At 69.6% G+C, this 11,204-nt stretch carries 10 protein-coding genes; 3 read left to right on the top strand and 7 right to left on the bottom strand.

Translation table 11 applies throughout. From position 1 onward, the window contains the following. Positions 1-68 precede the first annotated feature (68 nt). Genes VM306_RS07170 through VM306_RS07155 form a run of 4 tightly spaced genes read right to left on the bottom strand, consistent with a single transcriptional unit; the run spans position 69 to position 3,350 of the window. Positions 69-965: an ABC transporter substrate-binding protein gene (locus VM306_RS07170; RefSeq protein ID WP_325512215.1), complete on the bottom strand. Its 897-nt coding sequence runs from the start codon at positions 963-965 to the stop codon at positions 69-71. Then, a complete protein-coding gene (locus VM306_RS07165; RefSeq protein WP_325512213.1) occupies positions 962-1,627 on the bottom strand; it encodes an ABC transporter permease in 666 nt (221 codons plus the stop codon). Before VM306_RS07165 ends, VM306_RS07170 begins: the two co-directional genes overlap by 4 nt. 5 nt (positions 1,628-1,632) lie before the next feature. Continuing rightward, positions 1,633-2,271: an ABC transporter permease gene (locus VM306_RS07160; protein WP_325512211.1), complete on the bottom strand. Its 639-nt coding sequence runs from the start codon at positions 2,269-2,271 to the stop codon at positions 1,633-1,635. Further along, positions 2,268-3,350, bottom strand: a complete 1,083-nt coding sequence (locus VM306_RS07155; protein WP_325512209.1) for an ABC transporter ATP-binding protein — start codon at positions 3,348-3,350, stop codon at positions 2,268-2,270. Before VM306_RS07155 ends, VM306_RS07160 begins: the two co-directional genes overlap by 4 nt. A 130-nt stretch (positions 3,351-3,480) precedes the next feature. Between VM306_RS07155 and VM306_RS07150 the strand changes: the two genes are divergently transcribed. After that, positions 3,481-5,031, top strand: coding sequence for a bis-aminopropyl spermidine synthase family protein (locus tag VM306_RS07150; RefSeq protein ID WP_325512207.1), 1,551 nt, complete (start codon positions 3,481-3,483; stop codon positions 5,029-5,031). On the opposite strand, the gene VM306_RS07145 is transcribed toward VM306_RS07150, so the two are convergent. Both VM306_RS07145 and VM306_RS07140 read right to left on the bottom strand, forming a co-directional pair. Then, the gene (locus tag VM306_RS07145) at positions 4,993-8,160 is read right to left on the bottom strand and encodes a bifunctional diguanylate cyclase/phosphodiesterase (RefSeq protein WP_325512205.1); all 3,168 of its coding nucleotides are present in this window, start codon (positions 8,158-8,160) and stop codon (positions 4,993-4,995) included. The genes VM306_RS07150 and VM306_RS07145 overlap by 39 nt on opposite strands. 246 nt (positions 8,161-8,406) lie before the next feature. Then, complete coding sequence (locus VM306_RS07140) at positions 8,407-9,603, bottom strand: NAD(P)-dependent malic enzyme (RefSeq protein ID WP_414672339.1); 1,197 nt, start codon at positions 9,601-9,603, stop codon at positions 8,407-8,409. Between the two features lie 334 nt (positions 9,604-9,937). On the opposite strand from VM306_RS07140, the gene VM306_RS07135 reads away from it, so the two are divergent. Then, positions 9,938-10,537 carry a dTDP-4-dehydrorhamnose 3,5-epimerase gene (locus tag VM306_RS07135; protein WP_325512203.1) on the top strand — a complete coding sequence of 200 codons (600 nt, stop codon included), beginning with the start codon at positions 9,938-9,940 and terminating at the stop codon, positions 10,535-10,537. On the opposite strand, the gene VM306_RS07130 is transcribed toward VM306_RS07135, so the two are convergent. Next, positions 10,527-10,829 (bottom strand): S24 family peptidase, encoded by a 303-nt coding sequence (locus VM306_RS07130; protein WP_325512201.1) that lies wholly within the window; start codon positions 10,827-10,829, stop codon positions 10,527-10,529. The genes VM306_RS07135 and VM306_RS07130 overlap by 11 nt on opposite strands. A 73-nt stretch (positions 10,830-10,902) precedes the next feature. Between VM306_RS07130 and sodN the strand changes: the two genes are divergently transcribed. After that, the coding region (sodN, locus tag VM306_RS07125; RefSeq protein ID WP_325512199.1) for a superoxide dismutase, Ni at positions 10,903-11,204 on the top strand (302 nt) is incomplete at its 3' end.

Raw genomic sequence — 11,204 nt, 5'->3', positions numbered from 1 at the left:
GGCCGTACAAGCGAAAACCGCCGACCTGCAGCCGTAGTGACTGCGGGCCGGCGGTTCTCAGACGCAGGTCAGATGCCCGCGGACGCGAGCCACTCCTTGGCGACCTTCTCCGGCTCCGGCTTGTCCGGACCGGCCAGCTTCTGGTTCAGCTCCAGCAGCGTCTTCGTGTCGAGCTTCTTCGAGATGGCGTTGAGGGTGTCGCGCACCTGCTGCGACGCCTTCTTCTCGTTGATGAGCGGCAGCACGTTCTGCGCGGCGAACACGTTCTTCGGGTCTTCCAGCACCACGAACTCGTTGGCCTTGATGGCGAAGTCCGTCGTGAACAGGTCGGCCGCCTGCACCGTGTTGTCCTTCAGGCCGGCGACGGTCAGCGGGCCGCCGACGTCGAGGGCTTTGAACTCCTTGAACTCGCAGTTGTACTTCGTCTTCAGGCCGGGCAGGCCGTCGGGGCGGTTCTGGAACTCCGGCGGACCGCCGAACACCAGTTCCTTGCAGTACGGCACGAGGTCGTCGATCGACTTCAGGCTGTACTGGGCCGCGATCTGCTTGGTGACGACGACCGCGTCCTTGTCCTCGGCCTCCGACTTGTCGAGCACGGTCAAATTCTGCGGCAGGGCCTTCTTGAGCGCCGCGTACACCTCGTCGGAGCCGACTTCCTGCGCGTCCTTGTTGACGTACTTGAGGAGCACGCCGGTGTACTCGGGGATCAGGTCGATCGAGCCGTCCTGCACGCCCTTGTAGTACAGCTCGCGGTTGCCGATGTTCAGCTTCTTGGAGACCTTGACGCCCTTGGCCGACAGGGCCTCCGCGTAGATCTCGGCGAGCAGGCGCGACTCCGTGAAGTTGCCCGATCCCACGACGATGGTGTCCGTGGGGGCCGGGTTGTCGGCGCCGCCCGTCAGCGGGTCACCACCGCACGCCGACAAAAGCATGACCGCGGCGACGGCTGTCGCGATGCGCTTCATCTCTTTCCTCCGGTTCCAGCTGGACGCAGCCCTGGCGAGACCGTCAGCCGTTGCAGGCCGGCGAAACCCAGGTCGACGAGAACGGCGAGCAGTGCCACGAGCACAGCGCCGGCGAGCATCTGTCCGAACTCCTGCAGGGCGAGGCCGTCGAAGACGAACCTGCCGAGACCACCGGCGCCCGTGTAGGCGGCGATGGTGGCGGTCGCGACGACCTGCAGCGCGGCGCCGCGGAAACCGCCGTAGATCAACGGAAGCGCGTTCGGGATCTCCACGCGCAGCAGCACACCCGTCTCGCGCATGCCGACGCCCCGCGCCGCGTCGACGGTCACCGGGTCGACCGCGCGCACGCCGGCGTAGGTGCCCGCCATGATCGGCGGGATCGCCAGCAGCACCAGCGCGACGTACACCGGGAAGTCACCGAGACCCGCCCACAGCACCACGAGGATCAGCACCGCCGTCGTCGGCAACGCCCGCAGGGCGTTGGAGAGCCCGACGATCACGAAGCCGCCCCTGCCGGTGTGACCGACGAACGCGCCGAGCGGGATCGCGATCAGCGCGGCGATCAGCAGCGTCAGCACCGTGTAGCCGAAGTGTTCCGCCAGCCGCACCGGAATCCCGGTCGAACCGGACCAGTGCGCGGGGTCGAAGAGCCAGCCACCCACTCAGCTCACCTCCCCACCCGTGCCCACGGCGTGAGCAGACGTCCGGCCAGCAGCAGCAACCCGTCCGCGAGCACCGCCAGCACGACCGTCCCGATGAGACCGGCGAGGACCTTGTCGGTGTTGTCGGTCTGGTAGCCCTCGGTGAAGAGCTGGCCGTACCCGCCGAGGCCGACGAGCGCGCCCACGCTCACCATGCTGATGTTCGACACCGTCGCGACGCGCAGGCCCGCGATCGTGACCGGCAGGGCCAGCGGGAAGTCGACGGTCAGGAACCGGCGCAACGGCCGGAAGCCCATGGCGTTCGCCGCGGCCGTCACGTGGCCCGGCACCGCGGACAGCGCGTCCGCGACCGACCTCACCATCAGCGCGACCGTGTAGATCACCAGCGGCACGATGACGTTGATCTCGTCGAGGATCTTCACGCCGATCAGCACCGGCGTGATCACGATCAGCGCGATGGACGGGACCGTGAACAGGACGTTGGCGAGCGGGAAGAGCACCGCGCGTGCCTTCGTGGACCGGCTCGCCACCCACCCGAACGGGATGGAGAGCACGAACCCGACCAGCACCGGCACGACGGAGAGCCGCAGGTGCACCTCGGTGACTTCCCAGAACCTCTCCCAGTTCTCGAGAATCCAGGTCACTTCGGGACCTCGCCCGCCGCGCGGGCCCTCGCGAGAGCCTTGATCACGTCGTCGGCCCTGACCACACCGGTCACGGCGCCGGCGTCGTCGACCATCACGCCGAGCGCGGACGGCGAGCTGAGCGCCGCGTCGAGCGCGCCGCGCAACGTCGAGCCGTCGTAGAGGGAGCCGCCGGAGACGAGGTCGGACTCGCTGACCTCGACCTCACCGTCCACACCGGACAGCCAGCCCTTCGGCCGGTTCGCGTCGTCGACGACGAGGGTCCAGTCCGAGACGGTGACGCGCTCGCCGAGCCTGGCCGTGGTGACGGGGTGTACGGGCACCTCGGCGTGCAGGAACGTGAGCGTGCGGTAGCCGCGGTCCCTGCCGACGAACGAGGCGACGAAGTCGTTGGCGGGCGCGCTGAGCAGCTCCGCCGGCTTCGCGTACTGGGCGAGGTGCCCGCCCGTCTGGAACACCGCGACGCGCTCACCGATCTTCAGCGCCTCGTCGATGTCGTGCGTGACGAACACGATCGTCTTGTCGAGTTCCGCTTGCAGGCGAAGGAGTTCGTTCTGCAGGTCCTCGCGCACGACCGGGTCGACGGCGCTGAACGGCTCGTCCATGAGCAGCACCGGCGGGTCCGCGGCCAGCGCGCGGGCGACGCCCACGCGTTGCTGCTGACCGCCGGAGAGCTGGGCCGGGTACCGCTTGCCGAACGCCGGGTCGAGCCCGACGATCTCGAGCAGCTCCGCGGCCCGCGTGCGGGCCCTGCGCTTGTCCCAACCGGACAGGAGCGGCACCGTCGCGACGTTGTCCAGCACGGTGCGGTGCGGGAAGAGCCCCGCCTGCTGGATCACGTAGCCGATGCCGCGCCGCAGCGTCGGCGGGTCGACGGTCAGCACGTCCTTGCCGTCCACCAGGATCGTGCCCGACGTCGGGTCGATCATGCGGTTGACCATGCGCAGCGAGGTCGTCTTGCCACAGCCGGAAGGACCGACGAACACCGTGATGGTGCCCGCCTCGACCGTGAGGTCGAGCTCGTCGACAGCGATGGTCCCGTCCTCGAACCGCTTGGTGACGGCCCGGAACTCGATCACCCGAAGATCCCTCCGGTCGCGACGGCCACCCGTTTGGACCGCCCTGGACGTAGATCCCAAAGACCTTAACTCGTTCGGCCTACCCCGGCACAACGTTCCACGATGTGGCAGGCCGTATGGTTTACCGCTTGTGACGATCGACCAGGTTCGGCAGTTGGTGTCGGAGCGCGGAGTGCACGCCCGCAAGCTCCGCGAGGTGTTGTCCCTGCTCAGTGAGGACTGGCACCCGCTGGCCGAGCTCGTGCGCCTGCCCGCCGTGCCCCGCCGCACCGTCCAGGACCTGCTCAGAGCCCTGGGCGACGACGCCGAATCTTCAGACGATCGTTACCGCATCGCACCCGGCCTGGTGGCCTCCTACCGCGCCGAGTTCGGGGTTTCGGGTGTCCGCGACCACACGGACGTGCTGCGGCAGATCCTCGTGGACATCGCCGACGTGCCACCGCCTCTGTCCTCCTTGGACCACGTGCAGGCGACCGCTGAGACCGCTCTCAACCGCGCGGTGTGGCTGAGCTCGAACTACGACCTGGCGGGCAAGCGGTTGCTGTGCCTCGGCGACCACGACCTGACGTCGCTGGCCGTCGCCGCGGTGAACCCCGACGTGTCGATCACGGTCGTGGATCTCGACGAGCGGCTGCTGGAGTTCATCGACTCCCGCGCCACCGCCAGGGGCCTCGACGTCCGGACCTTGCACTGCGACATGCGTTTCGGCTTGCCGACGTCCGCGCTCGAGTCGTTCGACCTCGTGTTCAGCGACCCGCCGTACACGCCGGAGGGCATGGGTCTGTTCGCCGGCCGCGCGGTCGAGGCCCTGGAAGACGTCGCCTCGGGACGCGTGCTGCTCGCCTACGGCTTCTCCGACCGGACGCCCGCGCTGGGCCTGAAGGTCCAGCAGGAACTGCAGAAGCTGGGCCTCGTCTTCGAGGCGATCCTGCCCGCGTTCCACCGCTTCGACGGCGCGCAGGCCATCGGCTCCGCCGCCGACCTGTACGTCTGCCGCCCGACAGGACGGCGCGCGGTCGCCGGCGGGACGCGGATCTACACGCACGGCGCGCAGTCCGTGGAGTCGTCCGGCCCGTCGCAGGAAGCTCTCGCCGCCCTGTCCGAACTGGCGCCGCGACCGGAGTCCTCACCCCCGCCCAAGCCCCGTGCCGCAGGCTGGGCCGAGCCCGTCGGCAAGGGCGCGGCGTCGCTGGCCGTCGACCTGTCGGCGGACCCGGGACCGTGGCTGCTGCGGACGCTGCTGTCGTCGTCGCCCGCGCGCCTGGCGTGCCTGGTGCCGAACAACCACCCCGCGGTGTCGTCGGAGGCAGGGCAGAAGGAGCTCCAGGAACTCGTCGCGACGCGGTTCAAGCTGAGGTTCCTGCGCAACAACCCGGACGCCAAGACGACGATCGTCGTCGCCGATCAGGTGCTGACCGGCACTCTGTCGCTGGGCGACCGCACGGTCCGCGAGGTGCTGATGAAGGCGCACGGCAAGCTGCGCAACGGGTGGCGCGAGGCGTTGATCACGGCGTCGCAGGGCGTGCTGACCAAGCGGCAGGCGGCCGAGATCGTCGACAACGCCGCGGTGGCGTCGGAGGACCTCGACCTGCGGCTGATCGACCTGCCCAAGCACCGGATCGCGGCGCTGCTGCCGGAGATCTCAGCCAGCGCGGGGTATGTGGAGCGGTCCGAGGGCTAGGATCGCGCGGAACTCCTTGGGCGGCACCGGCCGCGAGAACAGCCACCCCTGGTAAGCGTCCACACCGACCCCGCGCAGCACGTGGAACTGCGTAGCGGTCTCCACGCCCTCGGCCACGCACTTGCGCCCCATGGCGCGAGCCATGTCGACGACGGCACGGGCGACGGCGAAGTCGGACGAGTCGTTGCCCACGCCGGACACGAACCGCCGGTCCACCTTGATGATCTGCGCCGGCAGGTCCTTCAGGCGGGCCAGCGACGAGTAGCCGGTGCCGAAGTCGTCGACGGCGAACTGCACGCCGCGCTTCACCAGTTCGTCCATCGACTGGCGCACGCGCGAAGGCAGGTCGACGAACGCCGTCTCGACCAGCTCCAGCACCACGCGTTCCCACGGGACGCCGGACTCCATGATCGCGGTCGACACGATGTCGACGAACTCCGGGTCGCCCGGCACCAGGCCGGCGAGGTTCACCGCGACGGATACCGGGCGGCCGTCGGGCGCGGGCCAGGTCGCGGCTTCCTTCAACGCCGTCCGCAGCACCCAGCGGTCGAGCTCGCGCATCAGGTCGCCCTGCTCGGCCACCGGCAGGAACACGTCCGGCGGCAGCAGTCCGCGGTCCGGGTGCGGCCAGCGCACCAGGGCCTCGGCGGTCAGGACTGAGCCGTCCACGCCCACGACCGGCTGGTAGTGCAGGGCCAGGCCGTCGTGCTGCAACGCTTCGCGCAGCTGGCCTTCGAGGTGCACCTGGCGGTCCGCGGAGGCGATCAGCGCGGCCGAGGCGAGCGAGACGCGGCCGGCGCCGTTGCGCTTGGCTTCGAACATCGCGGCGTCGGCGAACCGCAGCAGGTCCGCGCCGTTGGCACGTGAGCCGTTCGGGACGGCGGCGCCGATCGACGCCGAGACTCGGACCAGCTGGCCGTGCACCGGGACGGCGGTGCGCAGCAACGACGCCACGCGTGTCGCCAGGGCGTCCACGCCGCCCACGGCGTCGATGTCCTCGGAGATGATCACGTACTCGTCGCCGGACAGGCGTGCGGCGGTGCAGCCGTCGGGCAGGCCGCCCTCCAGCCTGCGAGCCAGCGCCACCAGCAGCTCGTCGCCCGCGTCGTGGCCGAGGGAGTCGTTGACGCGCTTGAAGTTGTCGATGTCGCAGAAGAGGACGGCGACCTTGGACCGGCCGGGGCCGTCGAGCACCTTGCCGAGGATCTCCTTCACCAGCGCGCGGTTGGGGAGGCCGGTCAGCTCGTCGTGGGTGGCCTGGTGGCGCAACGCCTCGGCGGCGCGGCGGCGTTCGGTGATGTCCAGGAACACGATCAGCCAGAAGCGGCGGCCGTCGTCCTGCACGGACAGCGCGATGTGCAGCTCGCAGTAGACCTTCTCGCCGTCGGGGCGGACGAAGATGCGCTGCGGGATCTTCTGCGTGCGCTCGGCTGCCCACTGCAGGCCCGGCGAGGTGTCCTCGGGGTGGGTGAGCTGCTCGGCGGTCATGCCGCGCAGCTGCTCCAGCTCCATGCCCAGCAGGTCGCACAACGCGTCGTTGGCGTCGACCAGGCGCTCGCCCTCGTCGAACAGGCCGATGCCGACCGGGGTGACGGAGACGAGGTCGGTGAAGCGCTGCGACGAGCGCTTCATGCGGGCCTCGGCGGCGCGCTGCTCGGTGACGTCCTGGGCGGTGCCGACGGCGAGCTGCTTGCCCCTCGCGTCGTGGACGATCATGCCGTGGCAGCGGAAGATGCGCGTCGAGCCGTCGAGCGGCCGCACCACGCGGTGCTCGCACTGCACGGCGACCTCGTCGACGGCGAGCTGGCGCCACAGGTCGTCGACCCAGGCGCGGTCCTCGGGGTGCACGAGGTCGAGGTAGTACCGGTAGTCGCCCGGCACGTCGGCGGGAATGCCGTAGAGCTCGCGGAGCATGTCCGACCACACGACCTCGCCGGTCCCCGGGTTCCACTCCCACATGCCGAGGCGGGCTGCCTGCTGCGCGTCCGCCAATCTTCGGCGGTCCTCACGCATCTGGCGTTCGAGCGCACGCGCTTCGGTGACGTCCTGGATCGTGCCGTGGTAGCGCTCGATGCGTCCGGACGGCGCGATCTCGGCGCGCGCACGGCACATGTAGACGCGTTCGCCGACCTCGCTGCGGACCTCGATCTCGACCGGTTCGCCGTCGCTCGCGTGCAGCAGGCTGTGCCGGATCGCCTTGACGGCCTCGCGGTCGTCCGGGTGCACGCCGCTGAGCAGGTCGTCGTCCGGGGTCATGCCCAGCTCGGCGTACATCTCCATCAGCACTTCGCTGCGGTGCACGGCACGGGTGCCGATCTCGTAGGCCCAGCTGCCGATGCGGGCGATGCGCTGCGCCTCCAGCAGCCGCGCCCGTTCCTGGGCGAGCTCGCTGGCCGCGCGCTTGGACTCGGTGATGTCGCGGATGTAGCCGGTGATCTTGTCCAGGCCGCCCGCGTCGGTCAGCCGCGCCTCGGCGACACCGCGGATCCACCGCAGCTGGCCGTCCGGCCGGATGATGCGGTACTCGATGTCGATCGGGTCGCCGGTGATCTCGCGACCGTGCCAGTACGTCTCGACCATGTGGTAGTCGTCCGGGTGCACGACGTCGAGGACGGCCTGCGCGCCCGGCACGACGGTGCCGCGGTCGATGCCGAGGAGCTCGTAGTGGGTGTCCGACCAGACGGTCATGCCGGTCAGGGGGTCGAACTCCCAGGAACCCAGCTGCGCGACCCGCTGCACCTTGCGCAGGCGGCGCTGTTCGTCGCGCAACGCGTCCGCGGCGGCGGCGAGGTCGGAGACGTCGATCAGCAGGACGGCCTGCAGGCCCGTCCCGGGTACGGCGTGGCGGGCGACGCGCACCGGCAGCTCGGTGCCGTCCGCGCGGGACAGGCGGAGGTCGGAGGAGTCGCCGAGGAGCAGCTCGCCCAGGGCGTGCCCGACGAGGTCGTCGGCTCCCTGCGCGCCGGCCAGCTCCACGGCCGCCGGGTTCGCCTGCATGACGACGCCCTTGGTGTCGACGAGCAACGACGGCGCGTCGGGCAAGGTGAGCCCGTCAAGCGTCATCGGTTGCTTCGCGGCCGTCCGTGCACGGCCGTTCACCACCGTCGCGCGTCCCACCCACTTGGGCACCGACCCACCCTCTCCCGCATTCGCCGCCCGCGGCAATTCGGGTGGGCACGACAACGGCACCCGAACGGCGGCAAACACGATCCCTCTCCTCGAGTGAACACCCGAGGAGAGGGACGGTAGCGCTTCGGAGCGTCATCGCCCACCCCTGCACGGGTTAACGAAAAGCCACGTTCGTGGTTCCGGTTCCCGTGAAGATGCAAATGGGTGGCAAATGCGGACCGGTCCTGGGTTCGACTTCTGCCCAGGTCAGGCCACGCCGTCGGCCTTCGCGGCGACCGCCACGGCGGCGGCGACCTCGGGTCCGACACGCGGGTCCAGCGCCGAGGGAACAATTCGGTCTGGGCCCAAATCATCTTTCGCGACGGCCAGAATTGCGTCGGCGGCCGCGAGTTTCATGCCTTCGGTGATCCGTCGCGCACCCGCGTCGAGCGCCCCGCGGAAAATGCCGGGGAACGCGAGCACGTTGTTGATCTGGTTCGGGAAGTCGCTGCGGCCGGTCGCCACGATCGCGGCGTGCCGGGCGGCGACCTCCGGGTGCACCTCGGGGTCGGGGTTCGAGAGCGCGAAGACGATCGAGTCGTCCGCCATGCTCGCGATGAGCTCCTCGGGCACCTTGGACGACGACACGCCGATGAAGACGTCCGCGCCGCGCAGGGCGACGTCGATGCCGCCGTCGAGGTCCGTCCTGTTGGTGACCGCCGCGATCTCCTCCTTGACGGGGTTGAGACCGGCCCTGCCCGTGCGGACGATGCCGCGCGAGTCGAGGAGCGTGATGTCGCCGGCGCCGGCGGCGATGAGGATCTTGGCGATCGCGATGCCCGCGGCGCCCGCACCGGAGATGACCACCCGCTGGTCACCGATGTGCTTGCCGAGCACCGTGTTCGCACCGTTGAGCGCGGCCAGCGACACGACGGCCGTGCCGTGCTGGTCGTCGTGCATGACGGGGCAGTCGAGCGCCTCGATGAGCTTGCGCTCCAGCTCGAAGCAGCGAGGCGCCGACACGTCCTCCAGGTTGACCGCGCCGAACGACGGGCGCAGCCGCACGAGCGTCTCGACGATCTCGTCCACGTCCGTCGTGTTCAGCACGAGCGGGATGGAGTCGAGGCCGCCGAAGGTCTTGAACAGCGCGGACTTGCCCTCCATGACGGGCAGCGACGCGCTCGGGCCGATGTCGCCGAGACCGAGCACCGCGGTGCCGTCGCTGACCACGACGACGAGGCGGTGCGCCCACGTGTACTTCGCGGCGAGGGCGGGGTCCTTCGCGATGGCGTTGCTGACTCGCGCGACACCGGGCGTGTACGCGATGGACAGCGCTTTCGGGTCAGCGAGCGAGGCGGTCGCGCCGACCTCGAGCTTCCCGCCCAGGTGCGCGCTGAAGATCTCCTCGTCCGTCAACTGCGTCGGATCGGAGTTCTCGGTACGGGCTTCGTTCACTGCTGTCACGGCGTCCCTCCTGCGGTGCGGGCGGCGTAGTGGCCCCAAAATGGGCTCATCACCAAACGGCGCACCGTCCCAGCGTTGTCACACCGGGTACACGGGGCCTGGAAGCTCAGTCGACGTCCTCCGACGAGTTGCGGCGGAAAACTGCCCGAGCGTTGCGGGTGAAGCGAAGTGTGGCAGGGCCGCGCGCCGCTGTCTGCGGCGGGGATCACACTTTTTCCGCAGGTCAGAGGGCATGTAGCAAGACGTCCGTCCGGTTTTCTGAACCGACCGGTCAGTTTCCGCAGGCAGGAAGCACCCGATCGGTCAAGAAACTTTGACGCCTTAGAGTGACGGCATGCAGGCGAGTCCGCTCAAAATCAACGGCGCGTTCGAGTTCACCCCTCGTTCATTTCCCGACGACCGCGGCGTGTTCGTCTCGCCGTACCAGGAGGCCGCCTTCGTCGAGGCGGTCGGCCATCCCCTCCGGGTCGCCCAGACCAACCACAGCGTGTCCCGCGCGGGTACCATCCGCGGCATCCACTACGCGGACGTCCCGCCGTCCCAGGCGAAGTACGTCTTCTGCCCGCGCGGCTCGTTCATCGACGTGATCGTCGACATCCGCGTCGGCTCACCCACGTTCGGGCAGTGGGACGCCGTGATGGTGACGTCCCAGAAGTGCAACGCGGTCTACCTCGCCGAGGGCCTCGGCCACGCGATGATCGCGCTCGAGGACGACACGACGATGAACTACCTCTGCTCCACGGCCTACAACCCGTCCGGCGAGCACGGCCTGACCCCGCTCGACCCGGCGCTGGACCTGCCGTGGCCGCGCGAGCTCGAGTTCCTGTTGTCGGAGAAGGACACCGCAGCCCCCACCCTGTCCGAGGCGTACGAGGCAGGCGTGCTGCCGCGCTACGAGGACTGCCTGGCGCTGTACGCGTCGCTCAAAGCCTGAAGCCGGGCCTCGGCCACAGCCGGGCCTTGACGACTCCGAGCACCTCGGCCGCCCCGAGCTGCTCGGAGTCCGTGCTCGCGAAGGGGTTGTCGCCCACCACGTGCCACCCTCCGTCCACAGGATGAGAGACACGTTTGACCGACAGCTGCCCCGGCCTGCTCGCCCACCGCACGAGCGCGATCTGCCCGGCCTTGGGCGTCACACCCCACCTGACCAGCACGATGTCCTCGTCCCTGAGGGCGGGCGCCATCGACGGCCCGCGGACGAGCACGGTCGAGAGTCGTGGTCTCAACGATCACCTTCCGGTCGGCGGGAGTAGGGTTCTGCTTGTCGGAGCATTCACTGTTTTCATTCTGGGAGGAACGATGCGACTCGTGTCGCGCATTCTCCGCCCGCGCGTCGAAGCCACCGCGCACTGCGACCTGCCGTGCGGTGTCTACGACCCCGCGCAGGCCCGCATCGAGGCCGAGTCGGTCAAGGCGGTCCAGGAGAAGTACCAGGCCAACGAGGACCCGGAGTTCCGGGAGCGCGCCGTCCTGATCAAGGAGCAGCGCAGCGAGCTCGTCAAGCACCACCTGTGGGTGCTGTGGACGGACTACTTCAAGCCGCCGCACTTCGAGAAGTACCCCGAGCTGCACGACCTGTTCAACCGCGCCACCAAGGCCGC

The sequence above is a fragment of the Lentzea sp. genome, from assembly GCF_035525475.1.
In the GTDB taxonomy this organism is placed as follows: domain Bacteria; phylum Actinomycetota; class Actinomycetes; order Mycobacteriales; family Pseudonocardiaceae; genus Lentzea.
Note: the sequence above shows the minus strand (reverse complement) of the source record. Positions and strands in the feature narration are given on the sequence as shown.